Below are 22,961 nucleotides of genomic sequence, written 5' to 3'. Positions count from 1 at the left end.
AGCTATCGGTTTTGAATGACCATTGTAATACGGTTTTCTTGATCTTCGGCAAGAGCTTGTTTCAATAACAGCTTATTGGGTAGCGTTTGGGCATCGTTATAACTAAAGTCGACGGTCCAGCCATCTTCAATCAGTTGCTTTAAACGTTGGTTTTCATCTTTCGTAACTTGCGCATGTAAGGTCGCGGGTTTGGCCTGTACCCAATGTGTTAAATGCATAATAGGCGCTTGCCAACCTGTGGCTTTTTCTAATAATTCCTCAGGTGATGTTGCCGTAATTAAACCAGTTTTAGCGCTATTGAGCGTGACCTCACCCGATCTACCCTGAATCTGTGTTTTTCCGACACCAAGGATGCCTGTCAGTTCAATATCAAATTGTTCTTGCTGTTGTATCCATGTGAAGAATGCACTACCAGACTGTTGTGGTGTGCGTACGCCAATTTTTCCTTGCAAACTGAAGTTGTTTTCATCCTGTACTTGGGGCGATGTAATCACTTTTTTGGGTTGGCTTAAATGTTGGCAGCCAGTTAAAAACAGCGCGCTACTGCTACATATTGCGACGCATAGTTTTGGAAAAAAACGCATGGATTTAACTCTTTTTTACAGTGACAGGTAAGATTAAGCTATCAAGTTGTTGTAATTGTGGGGCATTCGCATGTTTTTGTTTCAATTGCTGTAACACATCGCTAAATTGCGTGAGTGAACCTTGCATATACAGTGCTTTGGCATAGCGAACCCCGATATTGATGTTCTGACTCAGACCATAAGCTTGTTCAAGAACCGCAACGGCAGTATCAAAATCATTTTGCAAAAAGGCAATATAACCGAGTGTATCTAAAATAGATGCTTGTTCAGGCGCGTATTCAAGCGCTAGTTCTGCATATTTTCGTGCTTCTTTCAAACGGCGATTTTGTAAGGCGAGTGTATAGGCATAAGCATTTAGATAGGTTGGGCTATTCGGCTCAATCAATAACAATTGTTTTAAGGTTTTATCGAGCTTATCTCGGTCGGTAAATGGATCGAGTAATAAAACTTCGGCATAAATCAATTCAGGATCATCTGGAATATTTTTGATGGCTTCATCAAGCAATGCCAAAGCTGCCTTTTTATTGTCCATTTTCTTTAAAATATCAGCTTGGGCTTGATATAAGAAACTGGCGTGTTGCGGGTAATTCACTCGCTCTTGTGTTAAAAAACGCAGCGCATCATTGAGTTGTTGTTGCTGTTCAAAAATAGAAATCATGTTGCGTCGAGAAACAATATATAGACTGCCATCGACCAGACGGTAATAGGCTTTTGCCGTTTCAAAATGTTGCTTACGTTGCGCATTAATTGCGAGGTAATAATAGGCCTCATTTTGGTATTTTTCAGAATGACGCAACTCAACCAGATATTGCTCGGCATGTTCGTATTGTTTGAGATCAATACTAGTCAAACCAGCAATAAATAAGGCATCTTCGGCTTGGGGGTGATCTTTAATAATCGCTTTCAGTTTATCAAAAGCTTGTTGCTGTTGATTGAGCTGAATGTAGTAGCGCGCTTCTGCTAAACGGATATCAATATTATTCTTGTTTTTGCGACTGGCTTGAGCCAGCCATTTTTGAGTTGCAGTTTCATCACCTAGAGCCATGAGTAAATTGGCTTTCATTAAAACGAAACTGGTGGATTTTGAGCGTTTACGCAGTGCACGATTAATATTTGTGAGTGCTTGTTCATATAAGCCATCTTGTGCTTCTAATCCTGCGATGAGTGCCAAAATTGATGGGTTGTTTTTTTCTTTACTTGCACTGAGTGCATTTAATAAGATCTTGCGATCTTGCGCTTGTTCAGGTGCGATCCCAGCTAAAATTTGCTCTAGATCAGCAGTTGGATCAATATTTAAAATCTTATCCAGCGTTTTTGCTGCAAGGTCATATTCATGAGTTTTGAGCGAAATATGTGACAAGTAGAATAATGCAGGAACATCTTCTGGCTCTTGTTCAACCCAATGGGTGGCAATATCTAAAGCGGCTTGCAAATCGTCATATTCAAGTGCAATGTCTAGCGCGCGCTGTTTGATGGTGGTTGAATTGCTGCGAATCGCAAGCACAGTATAATTGTGCAATGCTGTTGGAATATCATCGTAGGCGAGAGAAAACTCTGCAACCATGCTTTGTTGCAGTGCATATTCAAAGCTCTGATCTGCATACATGTCGTGTATTGCTTGTGCGGAGGCGTAAGCGCTCATACTACCTAACAATAAGATTGTGGTAGAATACCGTCTAATCGTCTTGCCGTGAAAATGGATACGGCGATATAGTTGACGCAATTTTTATTGATCCAAAGTAATGCTTTTTATGACACCGATGTTGCACAATAGCATAAATTTAGCGGAATGATGATCTGATATGTCTTTCTTTGCACTGGGTGTCAACCATCAGACAGCTTCTGTCGAACTCCGTGAGCAAATTGCTTTCAATGCAGAGCGATTGGCTACGCTATTGCTTGATCGACACCAACACCCAGCGCTTAAAGATATGGTGGTGGTTTCGACATGCAATCGAACGGAAGTGTATGCCATAACTGAGGATGCAGATAGCGTCCTGCATTGGCTCGCCCAAGTGAATAATATTGATGTTAAACAATTGATTCATCATGTTTATCGTTACGAAAATGCCCAAGCTGTTACACATTTGATGCGCGTGGCAAGTGGATTGGATTCACTCATGTTGGGTGAGCCACAAATCTTAGGGCAAGTGAAAAGCGCATTAGCCCTGTCTAAAGATGCCGAAACCATTTCTCCAGAGTTAAATGGCATTTTTGAATATGCTTTTTATGCGGCGAAACGCGTTCGCTCAGAAACCTCTGTTGGCAGCCATGCCGTATCTATGGGATATGCTGTTGCCCAGCTCGCTTCTCAGGTCTTTAGTCATCCAGAAAAATTAACAGTGATGGTGGTTGCGGCAGGTGAGATGAATACTCTTGTTGCCAAACATTTGGCTGAAATGGGAGTGGCTAAAATCATTATTTGCAATCGTAGTCGTGAACGAGCTGATCAATTGGCACAAGAACTTGCACATCAAGCTGATGTTGAAATTATTTCTTTCTCAGAGTTAGCACAAAATTTGCATAGAGCTGATGTGATTTCAAGCTGTACAGGTAGTTTGCATCAAGTGATTGAATATAATGACGTTAAAGTCGCATTAAAAAGACGCCGTTATCAACAAATGCTGATGGTTGATTTGGCTGTTCCACGCGATATAAATCCGAAAGTAGAATCATTGGATAACGTTTATTTATATGGTGTGGATGATTTACAAAGCGTCATTGAAGAGAATTTAGCGCAACGACGTCAGGCTGCTGTTGAAGCTGAGATCATGGTCAATCAATTGGCGACTCAATTGATGACCCAACAAAAAGTCAAAGAAGCAAGCGGCACGATTCAAGCCTATCGCCAACATAGCGAAGAAATGAGTCAGCATGAGTTGGCACATGCTTTAGAGTCATTACAACATGGCCACGCACCCGAACAGGTCCTACAAGAGTTTGCCCACCGTTTAAGTCAAAAGTTAATGCATCCTACTTCAATTTTATTAAGAAAGGCTGCCAAAGCTGAAAATCCTGACTACTTCGAATGGTTACAACAACATCTGCATGAAGTGTTTGAGCATGAACGTAAGCCGAAACAGTAAAGCTTGTGACTAAGACAATAAACGCAAACTAATTTGCTTGGTCAATTCATTTAACTGTTGACGTAAATTACGTGATTCAATTAAAGAAATTGGTGATTTAAGTTTTAATCTTAAATATTTTTCTTGTAGTCCCAAAGCATATTCTTTTGCCAGTTTATCAGCAATTTCAGGTGCTTCAGTGAGTGACTGGATATTGGTACGCTGCATAATATCGGCAAGCTCATGAGCATAGCTGCTACATGCACCAAGTACATAATAGGTTGCTAACTCTTGATCATCAGGTAAATCATCAAACACAGTATTCAGTACTGCCAATATTTTGGCTAAGAGTTCAGTTGGATCAATGACCGCACGAAGTTCTTCAAAGTGAATATACAGATAAGGGTGATGCATCAATATGGCAATCGCAAAGTCTTCATCTTTGGTGTGAATGTTGAAAGATAAAGATGCATCATGGCTGACTTGAGGAGTAAAACGTTTGCCTAGACCTAATTTTTCACGGAAAGATTGTGTCAGCAAATAACGGAATGAACCATGCTTCGGCAATAATTCTGTCAATTCACGCAGTTCTCCCATTACGAGGCTTTTACCTTCAGGTGAGCTAATGTCATGCTGTCCAGTCAGATGGGCAAATACAAAGTCAGAGAGTAGCGGCGCTTGTTGTAATAATTTTTGGAAACTTTCTAAACCTTCACGACGAATTAAAGAGTCTGGGTCATGTTCATTTGGAAGTACGAAAAACTTTAACTCACGTCCATCGTTGAGTAAGGGCAGTGCGATTTCCAAAGTTCGACGTGCTGCTTTTTGTCCCGCAGCATCACCATCAAAGGCGATTGTGATTCGTGAGTTTTGTTTAAACAAGGTATTTAAATGATCTGCATTACTTGCAGTTCCAAGCGTCGCCACTGCGCCATTGATGCCATACTGCTGTAGGGCAATCACATCCATATAACCTTCAACCATTAGCCAGTCATTGGCTTTTTGTTTACGCCCTTCGTATAGTCCATAAAGCAATTGATTTTTATGGAAAACTTCAGAATCTGGGGAGTTGATATATTTAGGTTTGATCTCATTATTGAGTGCACGACCACCAAAACCGACCACACGTCCTTTATGATCACGAATCGGAAAAATTACCCGTTCACGTAATAAATCAAAATCTCGACCACTATCACTTGAGCGAATCAGCCCTAGTTGTTTCAAGCCTTCAATATCTTGAGGAAAGGCTTTTTCGAGATGTTGCCAATCTTCGGGTGCATACCCTAAACGCCAAAATTGAATGGTTTGAGCAGATAAACCGCGCTGTTTAAAATAATTTTGTGCCTTTTGACTATTGGGCAGTTGGCGTTCATAAAATTGCGCTACATTTTCCAAAAGGTCATATAAGTTTCCTTCCTGCACATATTCATCCATGTTAAATGATGGATCAAATTGGGCAAAAGGATCATCCATGTAGCGATCCATATCAACAAAATGACCATCAATTGGTTCATCAATGACGGCTGGATTTGGCGTTGGACTGTGTGCTTTTTGTGTCGGTGGATTCACCGCTACTTGGGTACTACGCTTATAAGAAAGTTTTTTATTGTCATGATTATCTTTGGGTAGCTCGACGCCCGTTTTATTTGATAAGTCCTGCATCACATCGACGAAGTTCCGACTATCAATATCCATCAAGAATCGAATTGCATTGCCATTGGCCTGACAGCCGAAGCAATGGAAATACTGTTTGTCTCGATAAACATGAAAAGACGGTGTTTTTTCTTGATGGAATGGGCAACAGCCTGAATAGGTTCTTCCTGTTTTTTTTAACTTCACACGCTGACCGATCAAATCGACAATGTCGGTTCGATCTAAAATTTGATCAATCGTATGTTGTGGAATAGCCATAAGGTTTAACCATTTAAACTAGGGAGGAACATATTTTTAAAAACAATAGACTTCTTTTTTCATAAATCCCTTGCGGAACTTCAATCGTTCCTCATTCTCTCGATGAGAGAAAGACAAAGAAGCTCGATTATTTTGAAAGAGGTCTAATCATGTTATGAATCATTGTTGCATAAAATGAAAAACAGGCAAGGGGTGACTTGCCTGTTTGCTGAATCAGATTGTGATCGCAGAATTAATTTGCGGCATCTTCTTCGCTGGTTTGTTCAGTTTCTGGTTTGTCGAATAAACCGAAACTTAAGCGATTGGCTAAACTGCGTTGTTGCTCAGTTTTAACATCATTTTCTTCAGTATCGACAGTTTGAGACTCACGACCCAATAAACCCAAGGTAGCGCGATTGACCCAACTGCCTTCTTTACGTGCTGCACGTAAATTCACGTCACCATTGGATTTGACCAAATTTGGATAGTTCAGTTTTAATATTTCAACGTATTGTTGTGACGTTGCTTTATCACCCAGTTTGTCATAGCTATAAGCAAGTGTTGCTAATGCTTCCGGCGTTTGAGGCGTTTGAGGATAATGCTCAATCACCCATTGTGCACGCTCAGCAGCAGCAAGCCATGCTTTACGCTTGATATTAAAACGTGCTGCATTCATTTCATTTTCAGCAAGTTCTTGACCAATAAATTTCATCCGTTGCGCAGCATCAACCGAATATTGGCTGCTAGGAAAACGACGGATTAAATCAACAAAGTTTTGATAAGCAACTTTGACATAGCTCACATCACGGTGTGATTGTTGTAATGATGTATAGCGAATCAAGCTATCGTAATTCATTTCCATATTCGCAACACCGCGAACATAGTAGGCATAATCAACATTTGGATGTTGAGGATTTAAACGAATGAAACGATCTGCAAGCGCGATTGTCCCTTCATAATCCTTCTGTTTAAATTTGGCGTAGAGAAGTTCGAGTTGCGCTTGCTGCGTGTATTGCCCAGTTGGATAGTAGGTATCCAAGGCTTCTAGTGACTTCACGGCATCAGTGTATTGATTGCGCTCTAGCGATTTTTGCGCTTTTTCAAAATAAATTTGTTCACTCGATTGTGGTCCTTTATCAACCACTTCTTTCTTGCTTGGATTGCTGCTACAGCCCACAAATGCAGATGCCACACCTAAAGATAGTGCAAGCATCGTAATTTTATAACGTGGTAGCGACATAAAAACTCCTCTGTTATTCTGGGCAATGAGCTACAATGGTTGTATTAAACCATTTTTGTACCGATCATCAAATGACTTCAGCACAATCTTCCAATTCAAACGTATCTGAAACAGATTTCTTACTCGAAGAATCTGTCGATGCAGATAATCATACTTCTGACTCAACTGCAACACGTTTATCGTTGCAAATTCAACTCGATGAAGACTATTTGGGTCAACGTATTGATCAAGTAGCGGCATTGGTTTGGAGTGAGTTTTCTCGTGAAAAACTTAAACAGTGGATGAAAGACGGCCATCTGTTGGTAAATGGTAACATTGTTAAGCCCAAGTACCGCTGTGAAGGCAATGAGTTACTCACACTCGACGTTGAGCTTGAAGCGCAAACATCGAGCCAACCTGAAAATATTCCACTCAATATTGTCTATGAAGATGACGATATTATTGTGATTAATAAAGAGATTGGCATGGTGGTTCATCCAGGTGCGGGTAATCCTTCAGGAACACTGGTCAATGCTTTACTTTATCACTGTCCTAAACTTGCGGAACTTTCTCGTGCAGGTTTAGTGCATCGTATCGATAAAGATACCAGTGGCTTATTGGTGGTTGCGAAAACATTAGAAGCGCAATTTTCACTCAGTAAACAACTGGCAAAGAAAACGGTTTATCGTGTTTATGATCTTGTTACATACGGCAATATCATCGCGGGCGGAACGATTGATGAACCGATCAAACGCCATCCTGTTGATCGTGTCAAAATGGCGATCCTGCCAGGCGGGCGCGATGCTGTGACTCACTATAATGTAAAAGAGCGTTTCCGAGACTTTACTCGTGTACAAGCGCAATTGGAGACAGGGCGTACGCATCAAATTCGTGTGCATTTTAGCTATCTTGGGCACGGACTCGTTGGAGATCCAGTGTACGTCAACCGTGTGCGCTTTCCAGCTGGGGCTTCAGCAACCTTAACTGATATGTTGCGTAATTTTAAGCGTCAAGCCCTACATGCCGCAAAACTTGGACTCGTTCACCCGCGCACAGGTGAAGAAATGATGTTTGAAGCGCCGTGGCCTGAAGACTTTATTAAATTACTTGAAGTGCTTCGTAGTGAAAATGAGGCTTATTAAGCAACGATGTTAAGGAATTAAGGCATGGAATTTGTACAAGGTTTGCCTAAAGGTGTATACGTTGGGCAAACACGAATTGAACATCCTCAAATGATTGCAACGGACAATAAAAATCTTTATGGTTTTAATTTGGCATTGCATGTCAATGATGATGTGCAACGTGTTCAACAGCATCGTATGGTGTTGTTGCGTGAGTTGTCTCAGTTCGGGGTGGATAAACTGACATGGATGACTCAAACACATAGCACCATTTGTCATACCATCAATGAACAAATTCCATTTACCGCGCTTGAAGGAGATGGCTTAGTCACACAACGAACTGGTCATGCCTTAATGATGATGACAGCTGATTGTTTGGCTGTGGTATTGGGTAATGCTGAAGGAAATGAAGTTGCCAACCTACATGCAGGTTGGCGTGGCTTGGCCAGTGGTATTGTTGAAAATACAGTCAGTGAAATGCAATCACAGCCGACTTGGGCATGGTTAGGTGCGGCGATTAGCCAGCCTTGTTTTGAAGTCGGAGTAGAAGTAAAAGCGGCTTTTTGTGAGAAATATCCTGAACTAGAAAGTGCTTTTATTGCTGGTCAGATTGAAGGGAAATACCAAGCTGACTTATATGTGATTGCTCGATTTATCCTCAATCGTTTAGGGGTTGAGACGATTCTAGGAGGAGATCAATGCTCTTATCAACAGGCGCAAGACTACTTTTCTCATCGCCGTGATGCGAAAACAGGCCGCATGGCGACCTTTGTTTTTATGCAATAAATTGCATTCTTTATGCGCTTGATTCGCCTTGTATCTGAGAAAAATGTTAAACTTGATTCAATTCATTGGCTTTTAAATTTTCCATGTTCGTTATTGATCAAGACACTCCCAAAGTTAAAGTTTGTGTGATTTATCATAGTCCTTATGGTCATACAGCTAAAGTCGCGCAATATATAGCGCAAGGTGCAGAGCAAGCTGGTGCAGAAGTTCACCTGATTTCTGTTGCAGCACCGCAATGGGAATTGCTTGATCAAGCGGATGTTTTAGTCATGGGCTGCCCAACGTATATGGGGAGTCTGACCTCTGCATTAAAACAGTTTATGGAAGATTCTTCTAAGCGTTGGTTAGCACGGTCATGGCAAGGAAAATTGGCTGCGGGTTTTACCAATGGCGGTGGGCTGAGTGGTGATAAGCTCGCGGTATTGCAGCAAATTAATTTATTTGCGATGCAACATGGCATGTTATGGGCAGGATTGCCATTTATGCCGACAGGGCGCAGTCCACAGGATATTAACCGTATGTCGAGCTTTTTAGGTTTGATGACACAGTCTGATAATGCCAGCGTAGAAATCACACCACCTGAGGGTGACTTGGAAACGGCACGAAAATTTGGGAAATATTTGGCTGAGCTAAAGTTAAAGCATTTATAAAATGAATTTTTCAGCCATAAAAAAACCTCCAATCATCATGATTTGGAGGTTTTTTTATTACTTATGCAACATTCTTGATTTGTCACGTTGCCAGTCACGGTCTTTTTCCGTGGCACGTTTGTCATGCAATTGCTTACCTTTTACCAGTGCAATTTCTAGCTTAACCAAATGACCTTTCCAATAACAGGCTAAAGGAACACAGGTATAACCTTTTTGGTTGACTGCACCCAATAGGTGTTCTAATTGACGACGAGAAAGGAGCAACTTACGCGTGCGGGTTGCTTCTGGAACGACGTGCGTTGAGGCAGACAACAAAGGCTGAATTTGTGCACCAAATAAAAATGCTTCATTATTTTTAAAAGTCACATAACTTTCAGTTAAGCTCATCCGACCAGCGCGTAGGGATTTAACTTCCCAGCCTTGCAACGACATGCCAGCTTCAAATTTTTCTTCAATAAAGTAATCGTGACGCGCTCTTTTGTTTTGAGCAATCGTGCCACCATTATGTTTTTTTACTACTGTTGCTTTCGCCATAATTCAAACTTCCACAATTGTGCTTATTGTGCCGTAAAACGTAATCTTTTTCCATCATTTAGGAATTTCGCGTTTATGCTTAACTTTTGTTAAAATACCCAACTTATCTCATTGACGCAGAGTACAACGCATGTCTAAAACACGTGTGATTTATCCAGGGACTTTTGATCCAATTACCAATGGACATGTCGACTTGGTTGCAAGAGCATCAAAAATGTTTGATGAAGTGGTTGTTGCGATTGCGATTGGTCACCATAAAAATCCAGTGTTTAGCTTAGAAGAGCGTGTAGCATTAGCCAAAACATCATTAAGCCACCTAAATAATGTAGAATTTGTGGGGTTTGATGGTTTGTTAGTCAACTTCTTCCGTGAACAACGTGCGACAGCGGTACTGCGTGGTTTAAGAGCAATTTCAGATTTTGAGTATGAGTTTCAGTTGGCAAATATGAATCGCCAACTTGATCCACAATTTGAATCGGTATTTTTAACGCCTTCTGAGCAATATTCATTTATTTCATCGACTTTGGTCAGAGAGATTGCGCGTTTAAAAGGTGATGTAGCTAAATTTGTGCCTCCCGTCGTGGTTGAGGCTTTTGAACGTAAACATCAACAAGGCTGGTAACGTGTCCTTATATATTACAGATGAATGTATTAACTGTGACGTCTGTGAACCTGTGTGCCCCAATGAAGCGATTTATATGGGCGAGCTGATTTATGAGATTGATCCTGCACTTTGTACAGAGTGTATCGGGCACTTTGATCAGCCACAGTGTCAGTTGTTTTGTCCAGTGGATTGTATTCCACTGGATCCTCAGCATGCCGAATCACATGATGAACTCATGCAGAAATATAAAAAATTAACAGCGCAAAAAAAATCGAGCAATTAAGTTCGAACTTTGCTAATATGCGCGACGAAGTGGGCTGGACGGTCGCTGCTGTGGAGGTCTCCGTGACTGAAACAGGGGAGGAAAGTCCGGGCTTCATAGGGCAGGGTGCCAGGTAACGCCTGGGCGGTGTAAACCGACGGCAAGTGCAGCAGAGAGTAGACCGCCTCATTCGTGAGGTAAGGGTGAAAGGGTGCGGTAAGAGCGCACCGCGTGTCTGGTAACAGTTCACGGCAAGGTAAACCCCACCAGAAGCAAGACCAAATAGGAATCCTGAGGCACGGCCCGTGCTGGATTCGGGTAGGTCGCTTGAGCGTACGAGTGATTGTACGCCTAGAGGAATGATCGTCCTCGACAGAACCCGGCTTACAGGCCCACTTCCCAGATTTTTTAAAAATTGTGCTTGACGTGTGTAGTAAAAGTTTAGATAATGCGCGCACAGTTTTCGGCTATGTAGCTCAGTTGGTTAGAGCACCGCACTCATAATGCGGGGGTCACAAGTTCAAGTCTCGTCATAGCCACCATTTTATAGACCACGCTCCTGCGTGGTCTCTTTTTGTCTGTTGTTTTTGTCAAACGTAAAAAATTATTTTAATCGTTAATTTTTGGATTTTTAACTTCAATCTATTGGAAATATTGATTGAATTTTAATATGTGTTGTTGCTTGTGCTGAAAAATGAACAATTGCAAATTAAGCGCGTAAAAAATGTGCATATGTTTTGTATTTTCAAAGTCATAGGCTTGACCTGCTTAGTAGAACCCTAGATAATGCGCTCACAGTTTACGGCTATGTAGCTCAGTTGGTTAGAGCACCGCACTCATAATGCGGGGGTCACAAGTTCAAGTCTCGTCATAGCCACCATTTTATAAACCACGCTCCTGCGTGGTTTTTTTTATCTGTTATTTGTATGTGGATGATAAATTGGAGCACTAAAAAAGCCCGTCAATAAGTCATTTATGGACAGGCTATTATTTTTTTATAAGTGTTTTTCGATGCAGGCTAAAGTCTGGGGATTTTCATAGAAAGGTTTTAAAATCATGGTAATGATCGGTTCCAAAACACCGTGTTCATCTAAAGCCGCCACAACCTTTGGATAAAAACGAACAGCTTCATTTTGAAGGTCGCTTTCTTCTAGTCCAATTGCAGTGAAAACATCTTCTAAGCTTTCGTCTTTATAAAAGTCATAAAAGACTTTTACGCCATATAAAATAAGATCTTGAAGGAATGAGGATTGGCGTAATTCTTTCCAATATTCGTAGATCATGACAAAGAATTCTTCGACATCGAGTGGGGTGACTTGCTTGGTATACTCTGATAGCGGTTTGGCTTTGTTGTCATCCCAAATATTACGTGCAAGGCTTTCTAAATCATCATTTGAAAGTAGGCTTAAATCGACGAGTTGTTCTTGAATAAAGCGAGCAATACTTTCTTCTATTTTATGTTCGATACGCTGTTGTTGACGGTGGGAAAAGATTTTTAGTTTTTGTTGCCATTCATATTTGCTGTCAGAAATTCGTTCTTCATCTGTTTGTGAAAATAGTTTTGGTAATTTATTTTGCAGTGTTGTTGTTGCGATGTATTGGCAGAGCTGTTGAATCGATGGGCTTTCTTTTAAGAAATGATTCAGGTAATGGCGAATATTTTCAAGTTCTAAAAATTTAGACAGCCATATTTCAAATTGTTGATCTGAAAATACATCCTGTAATTGTGCTGATGACTGCAAAGAAAAGACATGAAGTTTTTGTGCGATTTCCCCAATAAACTCTAATAAACCTGCGCCTAACTGCATCTCAAACGCATAACGTTTAACAACGGCTTGGATTTGTTCTAACTCAATGACTTCTTTGAGTTGAATATTGGGTGCGTGTTGTAAAAAAAGTTGAATGAATTGCTGAAAAAAATCAGCAGAAAGTTGCGTGGTGAGTTGAGTTTTATAAAATGAAACTTGCTCAAGCAAAAGTGCTTGAGCAAGTAATTGTGACTTTTCAGAAACAATTTGTTCAGTCATTCGCGGTCCATCCGTTGACGATAGGGTAGCGTCGTTCGCGATTGAAAGCACGTGAACTAATACGTGGTCCAATTGCGCCTTGACGACGTTTATATTCATTACGATCGACCAAGCGAATCACTTTTTCTACCACTTCGGCTTGGTAGCCTTTTGCGATAATGTCTGCTTGGCTGAGATCTTCTTCTATATAAGCATATAAGATTGCATCAAGTACATCATAGGCTGGCAATGAGTCTTGATCTTTTTGATCAGGACGTAACTCTGCTGATGGTGGTCGAGTGATCACACGTTCAGGAATCACAGGTGTTTCACTCAGTGTATTACGGTACTTTGCGAGTTCAAATACAATGGTTTTGTAGACATCTTTCAGTACAGAGAAGCCACCAACCATATCGCCATACAACGTACAATAACCGACAGAGATTTCAGATTTGTTACCTGTAGAGAGAACCAAATTACCAAATTTATTGGAGAGACCCATCAACAGTGTGCCACGCGTACGCGCTTGTAGGTTCTCTTCAGTGGCATCTGCAGGACTATTGCCAAAGAATGGAAATAAGGTTTGCATGAAGCTATTTACGATCGGATGAATTTCAGCGATACCAAATGTCACACCCATGCGACGCGCTTGTTCTGTCGCATCTTCTACACTCATTTGAGATGTGTAGGTATAAGGCATCATCACCGCTTGTACTTTATCAGCACCAATTGCATCAACAGCAATTGCAAGTGTCAAAGCTGAATCAATACCGCCAGACAGACCTAAGATAACACCAGGGAAGCCTGAGCGTTGAACGTAATCACGGGTTGCCATGACCAGTGCTTGATAAATCTCAGCAAAAGTATCTAAAGTTGGTGTTGTTTCTGCGGTTTTAAATTGTTTTTGTTCTGCATCATATTCTGCAAAATAAACAGATTCTTGGAAACTTGGTGCTTGTAGCGCAACTTGCCCGTTGTTATTGCTTACAAAACTAGAACCATCAAAAATTAAGTCATCTTGTCCGCCGACTTGGTTCACATACACTATATTCAAGCTTAATTGTTTTGCAAGTTCATTCAAGCTTTGAATACGATGCTGTGGCTTGCCAACTTCATAAGGTGAAGCATTGAGGATGAGTACAGTTTCTACATTAAGTTGGCTGAGTTGTTTTACTGTGTTCAATGACCATACGTCTTCGCAAATCAGCACACCAAATTTGTGACCTTGATATTCAAATACTAGATGTTGATGACCTTCTTGGAAGTAACGACGCTCATCAAACACACCGTAATTTGGCAAGTTATGTTTATTGTAGATTCCTAAAACCTGCCCATTCTTCATCACTGCAGCAGAGTTGTAACGCTGGCCATCTTCAGTTTGATTTACAAAACCGAATACCATAACGATATCTTTGACTTCACTTAATTGAGCAAATGCTTTCTGGGTACGTTTTTGTAGATTTGGGCGAATTATCAAATCTTCGGCAGGGTAACCGAGTGTTGATAGTTCAGGGAAGATGATTAAATCAGCCTTTTGTTGTTTCGCTAAATTAGCTTGTTCAACCATCTTTTGAGTATTTGCGTCAATATTGCCAATATGCGGAGAGAATTGAGCAAGGGCAATTTTAAAATTTTTCATTCAAACCTAATCCTAAGTCTTAACTGATGCTGATATACAAGTTTTTGATTTATATAAGTATAGTTTTAAAAACATGTGTATATCATGGCGCCAAACATTCTATATCTAGAAGAGAAATCATAAGTTGACTAATATATACTAAATGCACATTTTACTGCGTAAAAATAACAAGTTTTTCTGTATAAAATACGAAGATGTGTAGGTGGTTTTTCGTATTTTGGCGTGTTTTCGTGCTTATGCTGTGATTGTGAATCGCTTTAATCATGCAACCTGAGTTTTTTCATACCATTTTCTCAGGTGTAAATGACAGATCAATGACGAGAAAAGCCAGCTTTAAATGAATTTAAAAAATAAAAAATAATCAGAAAATGAGTTTAATGGGTTCTTATTAATGATCTTTTAAAACTATTATTACATTTTATTCAATAGCTTATGTTTTTTTTAGTTATTTTATATACCGTTCGTCGGTAATCTCTTTGCGACACTTGAGTGTACATTCGTGCACTGCTATTATCCTAATTAATGTGAACACATGTACACTGTGGTGAAAATCCTAGCATGTGGTGAATAAACAAAAGAGAGGTAACACATATGTCAATTATATTATTTCTTATCATTGCATCAGTTCTAGCGATCGTTGTCGGACGTTTAGGTACGATTTTATTGCAATATAAAGAACAACAAGTTTGATCTTGTTTAATTTTTAAGGAGACGAATATGTCAATTATATTATTTCCAGTGGTGGCCGCAACTTTAGCAATTGTTGTTGGTCGTGTCGGAACAGTGATGTTGCAAAAGCAAGATCAATCGAAATCGAATTAATACGATTTTAGCTGTCACCTATAAATCAAATTAGAGAGGTAAGCCTAATGATAGTTCCAGTAATTTTATTTCCTGTCGTTGCGTTTGGATTAGCAATTGGTATAGGACGTGTTGGTACAATTGTTAAAGATGCAATGCGTGTAGATTTTACGACTGAAATGGATGATAGTCATGAACTCAAATCTGAAACTCGCAAAGGTTCTGCTGCGTAAAGCTGATTGCGATTTACTTAAATAAAAAGCCCTGTAGATAAAATGACAGGGCTTTTTATTTTTCCAAAATAATATTAGGGATTTTCTTTAGAAAAATATCGCGAGCAATATCACCTTGTTGTTCAATGTTGTAATCATTAAAAGCTTTGCCTGATATAAATTGGTAGTGATAGGGATTGTATTTTTTAAAGCTTAAATAATAACCCAATTGTAAAATTGCCCCTTTAAAAATGACATTGGTATGTTGCTGATGCTGCAAGATGTGGGCAAGTTCGTGGATAAAAATTGCTTTTAGGTGAATTGGGCAGATTGAATAATCTGGACAATAATTCTGCTGGTGTACAAATAGGTTGCCGTTCGGCGCAATGAAAATATTGACGGGCTGCCAAGGTAAGTAGGGAATATTAAAGATTTTCACTTGTGAATAGTCGATAAGATTGCCAAAGACGGGGCGAGCCATCTCAATCTCAGCTTGAGTGAGTCCGCGATAAGCAAATTCATTTATTTTAAAAAAAACAATCAAATTTGAAATGAATCTCGCTTTTAATTTTTGAGTTAATCGATACCAAAGTTTGGACATTTTGAGAATCTAAGGTGAATGGTGTTTAAAAATTATCTAGGTTTTTTAATATTGAGTCTAAAGAAAAAACCCCAGTTAAAACTGAGGTTTTACAACAACTAAAATGATGATAGCAAATAAAAGCAGCGTTGGCATTTCATTGAAAAAGCGCCAAAACTTATGCGATTTGTAGTGCGCGTTGCCAATCAACTTTTTGCGATAATAACCGCACACAAAATGGTAAATTACCAATAGCCCGACTAAGCCGACTTTAAGATAAAACCATAATGCTTCATGGTAATGTCGAGTTGCATCGCCCCATTCAACGAGAAAGTGGGCAGTCACTAATGTGGCAATCATAGACGGCCACATAATGCCGCGATACAACTTACGTTCCATGACTTCAAAACGTTGGTGACTAATCGCATCTTCACTCATGGCATGATAAACATAAAGACGTGGTAAATAGAACAATGCAGCGAACCAACATACCACGGCAATTATATGTAATGCTTTTACCCACAAGAAAGCATCAGAAGGTGCATCCATCGATAATCCTACGTGTGTATTTCACGTGGGATTTAGGCATCCCACTTCTTGAAAATAAGGCAGGCATTAACGCCGCCAAAACCAAAACTGTTACTCATCACAGTATTCAGTTTTGCATCACGTTTTTCAAGTACAATATCGAAACCTTGCGCGCCTTCATCAAGCTCAGTGACATTGATGTTCGGTGCAATAAAGTCATTTTGTAACATCAAAACAGAGTAGATTGCTTCGTGAACGCCAGCAGCACCTAAGCTGTGACCAGTCATCGATTTAGTTGAGCTTACAGGTGGAACTTTACCCTCACCAAATGCACGCTCCATGGCTTTAAGTTCGGTAATGTCGCCCGCAGGAGTTGAAGTACCATGTGTATTTACATAGTCAATTGATTCAACGCCGTGTTGTTTCGCTTCTTCGAGTGCCATCAATATACAGCGAGTTGCGCCTTCGCCACTCGGCGCAACCATGTCTGCACCATCGCTATTTGCTGCGTAGCCCACAACTTCAGCTAAGATTTTTGCACCACGTGCTTGAGCGTGTTCGAGAGATTCAAGAATTACGAAACCACCGCCACCTGCGATTACGAAACCATCGCGGTCTTTAGAGTAGGGACGTGAAGCAGTTTCAGGTGTATCGTTATATTTAGAACACAAAGCACCCATTGCATCAAACAGTAAGCTTTGTGACCAGTGATCTTCTTCACCACCACCCGCAAGCATAAGATCTTGTTTGCCTAAAGCAATGAGGTTGTATGCATAACCGATTGCATCAGCAGATGTTGCACAAGCACTTGCGATAGAGTGAGCTACGCCTTGAAGTTTAAATGCAACACCAACGTTGGCGGTAATGGTATTTGTCATGTTGCGAGGTACGAAGAACGGACCTACTTTACGTGCGCCTTTCGTTTCTAAAAGTTCAGTCATTTCTACAACAGAAGCAGTTGAACCGCCGCCGCTACCACCTGCAATACCATAACGTGGGTTATCACCTAAGTCTTCTGCTTTTAAGCCTGCATGTTCAACAGCCGCAACAGCCGCATTGTAGGCATACATCGCACAAACACCCATAAAGCGTTTTACTTTACGGTCAATACCATCAAAATCTTGCGCTGCGGCTGCGCTGACATGGCTTTTAAAATTCAGTTCGGCATAAGTTGGGTTAAAACGTGTCCCAGAGATTCCATTTTTTAACGAATGAGTGACCTCTTCTAAAGAGTTACCGATGCATGAGTTGATGCCCATACCAGTGATTACAACACGTTTCATTTACTGATCCCTTTTATGGTAATACTAAGCCTTGTTTATCATCTCTATGAACAATAACGAGGAGAATATAATGATTAAAATGGCTTATGAGTGAATGACATCATGATAACAGAAAGGTTTTTTATTTCTTATGGCAAATTTTATGTCTATTTTCAGTTGTGTAAATATTCGTAATGATCCGTGAGCTTGAACAGAAACACGATGAAAGTATACAGATAAACATTGAGATAAATCTGTATTCAACCTAGTATTTACCTAGAAATGCACAGAATATAGAACAGAGGTACTTGATGACAAAATCTAAAAACAAACCATCTTCGGGTTTATTTGCACAAGCCTTTGGAGTGGCTAAAAAGCTCAGTTCGGAATTGCAAAAATTACAAGTTGCCCCAACGACTTCTGGTGTAGCAGGTCTTGATTCATCCAATGTGATTGAAGGAAATGCACGTTTGAAGGGCTCGTTTGAGGTGGAGAAATATGAAAGTCCGCAACAGATGTTGCGCCAACAATTTCCCAAATTATCGCACCAACTGTTGGGTCGTCACTACACCAAAGTCAATAATGTGGCCACTTTTATATCCCCTGATTTAAGTGAAAAAGTCTCAGACTATTTATTTCAATGGTTAAATGAATTTAGTTCAAATAGCTCAATGACTGAAAAAATCCTTGAAGAAGCTGGCGTAACCGCGATCGCTGAGTTAACCAATGATACTGGGCGTTCACAACGTTTAAGCCAAGCATTGATTGAACAAAATAAACTATTGGCTGCAGCTCAGGGTTTAGTGACAGGTGCTACGGGTATATGGGGTGCTGCGATCGACATTCCTGCTTCAATTGTTTTGGCACTGAGAGCGATCTATCAAACAGGTCGCTCTCATGGGTTTGACTTAACCGAAGAAACTGATCAAGACGTTGTTGCTTTTATTTTTAAAGAAATTGATTTAGGCATTGTTGCTGAGAAACAGACATTGTTGCTTGCTTTAAAAGCCCTTAAATCCATGTTGGAAACTCATGATTTACAGCAGTTTCAACAAATATTGGGTTCAAATAATGATATTGAGCTCGTCAAAAAATGGTTGGTGGATGAAGATGGCCAATTTAAATGGGGTTGGCTGAATCATATTCCACAAGTTTCTGTGATCGGAAAATTAACACCAGTTGCAGGTGCTGCATTGGGTGGTTTTTATAGTTGGCGGTTTTTGGAAGATGTTGGACATAAATCTCAATCGGTCTTTGGGGCAGCACGTTTCTATTTAAATGAACATCCATCAGAGAATATTTCGCCATTAGAAGCCTATTATAAAGCTGAAGACTTATTGAAAAAAACGAATCCGAAGCGATTGGGTGCTACAAGTGCTGACTCACATCAAGCGATTGTATCGGATGATGTGAAAAATAATGTGATTACCAATGTCACGGTCCAATTCAAAGAAGATGTGAGAACGCAAACTCAAAGTGATGAAAAAGTCGAGGATGGTATCCAACAACTTGCTGAGCAACATGTTGTTGAACATGAGCATACTGAACAACAACCCGCTTTAAAAGTAGAGCAAAATGAGTTGTTTGCGGATGAAGATCAAGAGGCTGTGAGTGAGAAAAAAACCATTGATATAGAGCCTGCTTCAACAAAACATAGTTAAACTTTTGATGATGTATTGATCAACTCAAAAAACGATTTAATTCTAAGAATGGTCAACATTTGCTGTGTATTGCAATGTTGACCATTTATACTTCTTAGCTTACAATTGTGTGCCCTTGAAAAGAGGTGTTTTTCTTTTTGAGGTTGTTTAATAACGGGAGAATTGCCAAATGGCAACAACAAATCAGTTGATCCGTAAGGGTCGTACAACTTTGATTGAAAAATCAAAAGTTCCTGCGTTGAAGGCTTGTCCACAACGTCGTGGTGTATGTACACGTGTTTACACGACTACACCTAAAAAACCAAACTCAGCAATGCGTAAGGTTTGCCGTGTTCGCTTGACTTCAGGTTTTGAAGTATCTAGCTACATCGGTGGTGAAGGTCATAACTTACAAGAGCACAGTGTTGTTCTTATCCGTGGTGGTCGTGTTAAAGACTTACCAGGTGTACGTTACCATACCGTTCGTGGTTCTTTAGACTGTGCTGGCGTTAAAGATCGTAACCAGTCACGTTCTAAATACGGTACGAAGCGTCCTAAGAAGTAATTCTAGGAAGCCCGCACAAGCAATCCTTTAGCGTTTCGCTTGTTTGAATTCTTCATAGATTTGTAATTCAAGCGACGTATAGTAAGGCCAGCGTAGAGTACATGACACTTGTACAAACTGCTGGATTATCCTGAAGTGTCATATTATTAGGTGTATTAAAATGCCAAGACGTCGCGTAGTCGCTGCTCGTGAGATCCTTCCAGATCCAAAATTTAGCAGCCAAACAATCGCTAAATTCATGAACCACGTAATGCAAGATGGTAAAAAATCTGTTGCTGAAGGTATCGTTTACGGTGCTTTAGAACGTGTTCAAGAAAAAAACAAAGTAGATCCAGTTGAATTTTTCGAGACTACTCTTGAGAAAGTTCGTCCTATGGTCGAAGTTAAAGCACGCCGTGTTGGTGGTGCTACTTATCAAGTACCTATGGAAGTACGCCCATCCCGTCGTACTGCCCTAGCAATGCGTTGGTTAGTAGATGCTGCTGCTAAGCGTTCTGAAAAAACGATGGCTTTACGTCTTGCTGGTGAGTTGCTTGATGCAGCTGAAGGTAAAGGTGCTGCGATCAAAAAACGTGAAGATGTGCATCGTATGGCTGAAGCCAACAAAGCCTTCTCTCACTACCGTTTCTAAACGGATAAAACAGTCCCTAATCAGGAGAATATTCATGCATACCGTAGCTCGATTCAACATCGCTCTCTATCAAAGTGGAGGCTTTGCGGGTATTTAAGTTGCCTGCTTGAATATTCGTGCGCATCAATTTCATTGATGCGCCCTGTTTTAAATATAACATTTAGGAATGTAAGACATCATGGCTCGCCAAACCCCTATTAATCGTTACCGTAACATCGGTATTTCTGCGCACATTGACGCAGGTAAAACAACTACAACTGAACGTATTTTGTTCTACACAGGTGTATCTCACAAAATTGGTGAAGTACACGACGGTGCAGCAACAATGGACTGGATGGAACAAGAGCAAGAGCGTGGTATTACCATTACTTCTGCTGCAACGACTTGTTTCTGGTCTGGCATGAGTAAACAATTCCCACAACACCGTATTAATGTAATTGACACCCCGGGACACGTAGACTTCACGATTGAAGTTGAACGTTCTATGCGTGTTCTTGACGGTGCGTGCATGGTTTACTGTGCAGTTGGTGGTGTACAGCCTCAGTCTGAAACTGTATGGCGTCAAGCGAACAAATATAAAGTGCCTCGTTTAGCATTCGTGAACAAGATGGACCGTACTGGTGCAAACTTCTTCCGTGCGGTTGAACAAGTTAAAACACGTTTGGGCGGTAATCCTGTACCAATCGTTATACCAATTGGTGCTGAAGATACATTCACAGGTGTTGTTGACCTGATCGAAATGAAATCAATCATTTGGGATGAAGCGTCTCAAGGTATGCAGTTTGAATACGGTGAGATCCCAGCTGACTTAGTTGATACTGCTAATGAATGGCGTACTAACATGGTTGAAGCTGCTGCTGAAGCTTCAGAAGAGTTAATGGACAAGTACCTCGAAGAGGGTGAGCTTTCTAGAGAAGACGTCATCGCAGGTTTACGTGCTCGTACATTAGCTTGTGAAATCCAAGTTATGCTTTGTGGTACTGCATTCAAAAACAAAGGTGTTCAACGTATGTTGGATGCTGTTATTGAATTCTTACCATCACCGACTGAAGTTAAGCCAATCGAAGGTATCCTTGACGATAAAGCTGAAACTAAAGCGATTCGTGAAGCATCTGACGAAGCACCGTTCTCTGCACTTGCGTTCAAAATCATGAACGACAAATTCGTAGGTAACTTAACATTCGTACGTGTTTATTCTGGTGTGCTTAAACAAGGTGATCCAGTTTATAACCCAGTTAAATCTAAGCGTGAACGTATCGGTCGTATCGTGCAAATGCATGCGAACGAACGTCAAGATCTTGATGAAATCCGTGCAGGTGATATCGCAGCGTGTGTAGGTCTTAAAGACGTGACCACCGGTGATACATTATGTGATGAGAAAAACATCATTACACTTGAGCGTATGGAATTCCCAGAGCCAGTAATTTCATTGGCTGTTGAACCAAAAACTAAAGCTGACCAAGAAAAAATGTCAATTGCTTTAGGTCGTTTGGCTAAGGAAGATCCATCGTTCCGTGTTCGTACAGATGAAGAATCTGGTCAAACGATCATTGCTGGTATGGGTGAGCTTCACCTTGATATTCTTGTTGATCGTATGAAGCGTGAATTTAACGTTGAAGCGAACATTGGTAAACCAATGGTTGCTTACCGCGAAACGATCAAAAAGTCTGTTGAGCAAGAAGGTAAATTCGTACGTCAAACTGGTGGTAAAGGTAAGTTCGGTCATGTATATGTCCGTCTTGAACCGCTTGATGTTGAAGAAGCTGGTAAAGATTACCAATTCGTTGAAGAAGTTGTTGGTGGTGTAGTACCTAAAGAATTCTTCGGCGCAGTTGATAAAGGTATTCAAGAACGTATGAAGAATGGTGTATTGGCTGGTTACCCTGTTGTGGGTATCAAAGCGACATTATTCGACGGTTCTTACCATGATGTCGATTCTGATGAATTGTCGTTCAAAATGGCGGGTTCTTACGCTTTCCGTGATGGTTTCATGAAAGCAGATCCGATTCTTCTTGAACCAATCATGAAAGTTGAAGTTGAAACTCCAGAAGACTACATGGGCGATATCATGGGTGACTTAAACCGTCGTCGTGGTATGGTTCAAGGTATGGACGATCTTCCTGGTGGAACAAAAGCGATTAAAGCAGAAGTTCCTCTTGCTGAGATGTTTGGTTACGCAACTCAAATGCGTTCTATGTCTCAAGGTCGTGCGACTTACTCTATGGAATTCGCTAAATACGCTGAAACTCCACGTAACGTGGCTGAAGGCATCATCGCTAAGTTCCAGACTGGCGGTAAAAAAGGTGACGACGAGTAATCTTTCGATTATTATATTACCCAACTAAAACTTAGTTAAAAACCAAGTGCTCATGGGTGACCCTC

The 22,961-nt window shown here is 40.5% G+C and carries 21 protein-coding genes, 2 tRNA genes and 1 other RNA gene; 14 read left to right on the top strand and 10 right to left on the bottom strand.

Going from position 1 to position 22,961, the window contains the following annotated elements; translation table 11 throughout:
* Positions 1-2: 2 nt before the first annotated feature.
* Together lolB and F903_RS14460 are read right to left on the bottom strand one after the other, a co-directional pair.
* On the bottom strand, positions 3-584 hold the full coding sequence (gene lolB / locus F903_RS14465) for a lipoprotein insertase outer membrane protein LolB (RefSeq protein ID WP_005198107.1): 582 nt from the start codon (positions 582-584) through the stop codon (positions 3-5).
* Positions 585-588: 4 nt separating this feature from the next.
* Positions 589-2,307 carry a tetratricopeptide repeat protein gene (locus tag F903_RS14460; protein WP_005198106.1) on the bottom strand — a complete coding sequence of 573 codons (1,719 nt, stop codon included), beginning with the start codon at positions 2,305-2,307 and terminating at the stop codon, positions 589-591.
* 79 nt (positions 2,308-2,386) lie between these two features.
* Between F903_RS14460 and hemA the strand changes: the two genes are divergently transcribed.
* Positions 2,387-3,670, top strand: coding sequence for a glutamyl-tRNA reductase (hemA, locus tag F903_RS14455; protein WP_005198105.1), 1,284 nt, complete (start codon positions 2,387-2,389; stop codon positions 3,668-3,670).
* A gap of 9 nt (positions 3,671-3,679) precedes the next feature.
* Here the strand turns inward: hemA and F903_RS14450 are convergent, their stop codons facing one another.
* Both F903_RS14450 and F903_RS14445 read right to left on the bottom strand, forming a co-directional pair.
* Positions 3,680-5,560: a DNA primase gene (locus F903_RS14450; protein WP_005198104.1), complete on the bottom strand. Its 1,881-nt coding sequence runs from the start codon at positions 5,558-5,560 to the stop codon at positions 3,680-3,682.
* A 232-nt stretch (positions 5,561-5,792) separates the two neighbouring features.
* A complete protein-coding gene (locus F903_RS14445) occupies positions 5,793-6,779 on the bottom strand; it encodes an outer membrane protein assembly factor BamD (protein WP_005198103.1) in 987 nt (328 codons plus the stop codon).
* 71 nt (positions 6,780-6,850) lie between these two features.
* Between F903_RS14445 and rluD the strand changes: the two genes are divergently transcribed.
* The 3 genes from rluD (at position 6,851) to F903_RS14430 (ending at position 9,315) form a co-directional block, all read left to right on the top strand.
* Entirely contained in the window at positions 6,851-7,900 is a 1,050-nt protein-coding gene (gene rluD / locus F903_RS14440) for a 23S rRNA pseudouridine(1911/1915/1917) synthase RluD (RefSeq protein WP_034595178.1), read from the top strand.
* Positions 7,901-7,924: 24 nt separating this feature from the next.
* On the top strand, positions 7,925-8,665 hold the full coding sequence (gene pgeF / locus F903_RS14435; RefSeq protein ID WP_005198102.1) for a peptidoglycan editing factor PgeF: 741 nt from the start codon (positions 7,925-7,927) through the stop codon (positions 8,663-8,665).
* An 83-nt stretch (positions 8,666-8,748) separates the two neighbouring features.
* On the top strand, positions 8,749-9,315 hold the full coding sequence (locus F903_RS14430) for a flavodoxin family protein (protein ID WP_005198101.1): 567 nt from the start codon (positions 8,749-8,751) through the stop codon (positions 9,313-9,315).
* Between the two features lie 57 nt (positions 9,316-9,372).
* On the opposite strand, the gene smpB is transcribed toward F903_RS14430, so the two are convergent.
* Complete coding sequence (gene smpB / locus F903_RS14425) at positions 9,373-9,849, bottom strand: SsrA-binding protein SmpB (RefSeq protein WP_004670064.1); 477 nt, start codon at positions 9,847-9,849, stop codon at positions 9,373-9,375.
* Between the two features lie 130 nt (positions 9,850-9,979).
* Here smpB and coaD point away from each other — a divergent pair, with 130 nt between their 5' ends.
* The 5 genes from coaD to F903_RS14405 all read left to right on the top strand — a co-directional run bounded on the left by coaD (position 9,980) and on the right by F903_RS14405 (position 11,595).
* Positions 9,980-10,471 carry a pantetheine-phosphate adenylyltransferase gene (gene coaD, locus F903_RS14420; RefSeq protein ID WP_004670066.1) on the top strand — a complete coding sequence of 164 codons (492 nt, stop codon included), beginning with the start codon at positions 9,980-9,982 and terminating at the stop codon, positions 10,469-10,471.
* Position 10,472: 1 nt separating this feature from the next.
* The gene (locus tag F903_RS14415) at positions 10,473-10,736 is read left to right on the top strand and encodes a YfhL family 4Fe-4S dicluster ferredoxin (RefSeq protein ID WP_004670068.1); all 264 of its coding nucleotides are present in this window, start codon (positions 10,473-10,475) and stop codon (positions 10,734-10,736) included.
* A 26-nt stretch (positions 10,737-10,762) separates the two neighbouring features.
* Positions 10,763-11,118: RNase P RNA component class A (gene rnpB / locus F903_RS16295), an RNA gene on the top strand.
* Between the two features lie 62 nt (positions 11,119-11,180).
* A tRNA-Met gene (locus F903_RS14410) sits at positions 11,181-11,257 on the top strand.
* Positions 11,258-11,518: 261 nt separating this feature from the next.
* Positions 11,519-11,595 (top strand) — tRNA-Met (locus tag F903_RS14405).
* Positions 11,596-11,710: 115 nt separating this feature from the next.
* Here the strand turns inward: F903_RS14405 and F903_RS14400 are convergent.
* Both F903_RS14400 and F903_RS14395 read right to left on the bottom strand, forming a co-directional pair.
* Positions 11,711-12,742, bottom strand: coding sequence for a hypothetical protein (locus F903_RS14400; protein ID WP_005198099.1), 1,032 nt, complete (start codon positions 12,740-12,742; stop codon positions 11,711-11,713).
* Positions 12,735-14,360 carry an NAD+ synthase gene (locus tag F903_RS14395; RefSeq protein WP_004670072.1) on the bottom strand — a complete coding sequence of 542 codons (1,626 nt, stop codon included), beginning with the start codon at positions 14,358-14,360 and terminating at the stop codon, positions 12,735-12,737. The genes F903_RS14400 and F903_RS14395 overlap by 8 nt, the downstream gene beginning before the upstream one ends.
* Before the next feature lie 869 nt (positions 14,361-15,229).
* Between F903_RS14395 and F903_RS16730 the strand changes: the two genes are divergently transcribed.
* The gene (locus F903_RS16730) at positions 15,230-15,394 is read left to right on the top strand and encodes a hypothetical protein (RefSeq protein WP_005198086.1); all 165 of its coding nucleotides are present in this window, start codon (positions 15,230-15,232) and stop codon (positions 15,392-15,394) included.
* Positions 15,395-15,449: 55 nt separating this feature from the next.
* On the opposite strand, the gene F903_RS14390 is transcribed toward F903_RS16730, so the two are convergent.
* The 3 genes from F903_RS14390 to F903_RS14380 form a co-directional block, all read right to left on the bottom strand.
* Complete coding sequence (locus F903_RS14390; protein ID WP_005198085.1) at positions 15,450-15,974, bottom strand: hypothetical protein; 525 nt, start codon at positions 15,972-15,974, stop codon at positions 15,450-15,452.
* 75 nt (positions 15,975-16,049) lie between these two features.
* Entirely contained in the window at positions 16,050-16,502 is a 453-nt protein-coding gene (locus tag F903_RS14385; protein ID WP_004670082.1) for a CopD family protein, read from the bottom strand.
* Positions 16,503-16,534: 32 nt separating this feature from the next.
* The gene (locus F903_RS14380) at positions 16,535-17,764 is read right to left on the bottom strand and encodes a beta-ketoacyl-ACP synthase II (RefSeq protein ID WP_005198084.1); all 1,230 of its coding nucleotides are present in this window, start codon (positions 17,762-17,764) and stop codon (positions 16,535-16,537) included.
* Between the two features lie 290 nt (positions 17,765-18,054).
* Between F903_RS14380 and F903_RS14375 the strand changes: the two genes are divergently transcribed.
* From F903_RS14375 to fusA, 4 genes are all read left to right on the top strand, one after another.
* Positions 18,055-19,404 (top strand): EcsC family protein, encoded by a 1,350-nt coding sequence (locus F903_RS14375; RefSeq protein WP_005198083.1) that lies wholly within the window; start codon positions 18,055-18,057, stop codon positions 19,402-19,404.
* Between the two features lie 169 nt (positions 19,405-19,573).
* Entirely contained in the window at positions 19,574-19,948 is a 375-nt protein-coding gene (gene rpsL / locus F903_RS14370) for a 30S ribosomal protein S12 (RefSeq protein ID WP_004648013.1), read from the top strand.
* Between the two features lie 160 nt (positions 19,949-20,108).
* The gene (rpsG, locus tag F903_RS14365) at positions 20,109-20,579 is read left to right on the top strand and encodes a 30S ribosomal protein S7 (RefSeq protein WP_004638185.1); all 471 of its coding nucleotides are present in this window, start codon (positions 20,109-20,111) and stop codon (positions 20,577-20,579) included.
* A gap of 178 nt (positions 20,580-20,757) precedes the next feature.
* On the top strand, positions 20,758-22,896 hold the full coding sequence (fusA, locus tag F903_RS14360) for an elongation factor G (RefSeq protein WP_005198082.1): 2,139 nt from the start codon (positions 20,758-20,760) through the stop codon (positions 22,894-22,896).
* The last annotated feature ends 65 nt before the right edge of the window (positions 22,897-22,961 follow it).

Origin of the sequence: Acinetobacter sp. NIPH 298, from assembly GCF_000369505.1 — a bacterium.
Classification (GTDB): domain Bacteria; phylum Pseudomonadota; class Gammaproteobacteria; order Pseudomonadales; family Moraxellaceae; genus Acinetobacter.
Note: the sequence above shows the minus strand (reverse complement) of the source record. Positions and strands in the feature narration are given on the sequence as shown.

What these genes read in the sequence shown, in the direction of transcription:
- lolB (WP_005198107.1), bottom strand. Translation starts at nt 584, where the DNA reads ATGCGTTTTTTTCCAAAACTATGCGTCGCAATATGTAGCAGTAGCGCG.
- hemA (WP_005198105.1), top strand. Translation starts at nt 2,387, where the DNA reads ATGTCTTTCTTTGCACTGGGTGTCAACCATCAGACAGCTTCTGTCGAA.
- F903_RS14450 (WP_005198104.1), bottom strand. Translation starts at nt 5,560, where the DNA reads ATGGCTATTCCACAACATACGATTGATCAAATTTTAGATCGAACCGAC.
- F903_RS14445 (WP_005198103.1), bottom strand. Translation starts at nt 6,779, where the DNA reads ATGTCGCTACCACGTTATAAAATTACGATGCTTGCACTATCTTTAGGT.
- rluD (WP_034595178.1), top strand. Translation starts at nt 6,851, where the DNA reads ATGACTTCAGCACAATCTTCCAATTCAAACGTATCTGAAACAGATTTC.
- pgeF (WP_005198102.1), top strand. Translation starts at nt 7,925, where the DNA reads ATGGAATTTGTACAAGGTTTGCCTAAAGGTGTATACGTTGGGCAAACA.
- F903_RS14430 (WP_005198101.1), top strand. Translation starts at nt 8,749, where the DNA reads ATGTTCGTTATTGATCAAGACACTCCCAAAGTTAAAGTTTGTGTGATT.
- smpB (WP_004670064.1), bottom strand. Translation starts at nt 9,849, where the DNA reads ATGGCGAAAGCAACAGTAGTAAAAAAACATAATGGTGGCACGATTGCT.
- coaD (WP_004670066.1), top strand. Translation starts at nt 9,980, where the DNA reads ATGTCTAAAACACGTGTGATTTATCCAGGGACTTTTGATCCAATTACC.
- F903_RS14400 (WP_005198099.1), bottom strand. Translation starts at nt 12,742, where the DNA reads ATGACTGAACAAATTGTTTCTGAAAAGTCACAATTACTTGCTCAAGCA.
- F903_RS14395 (WP_004670072.1), bottom strand. Translation starts at nt 14,360, where the DNA reads ATGAAAAATTTTAAAATTGCCCTTGCTCAATTCTCTCCGCATATTGGC.
- F903_RS16730 (WP_005198086.1), top strand. Translation starts at nt 15,230, where the DNA reads ATGATAGTTCCAGTAATTTTATTTCCTGTCGTTGCGTTTGGATTAGCA.
- F903_RS14390 (WP_005198085.1), bottom strand. Translation starts at nt 15,974, where the DNA reads ATGTCCAAACTTTGGTATCGATTAACTCAAAAATTAAAAGCGAGATTC.
- F903_RS14385 (WP_004670082.1), bottom strand. Translation starts at nt 16,502, where the DNA reads ATGGATGCACCTTCTGATGCTTTCTTGTGGGTAAAAGCATTACATATA.
- F903_RS14380 (WP_005198084.1), bottom strand. Translation starts at nt 17,764, where the DNA reads ATGAAACGTGTTGTAATCACTGGTATGGGCATCAACTCATGCATCGGT.
- F903_RS14375 (WP_005198083.1), top strand. Translation starts at nt 18,055, where the DNA reads ATGACAAAATCTAAAAACAAACCATCTTCGGGTTTATTTGCACAAGCC.
- rpsL (WP_004648013.1), top strand. Translation starts at nt 19,574, where the DNA reads ATGGCAACAACAAATCAGTTGATCCGTAAGGGTCGTACAACTTTGATT.
- rpsG (WP_004638185.1), top strand. Translation starts at nt 20,109, where the DNA reads ATGCCAAGACGTCGCGTAGTCGCTGCTCGTGAGATCCTTCCAGATCCA.
- fusA (WP_005198082.1), top strand. Translation starts at nt 20,758, where the DNA reads ATGGCTCGCCAAACCCCTATTAATCGTTACCGTAACATCGGTATTTCT.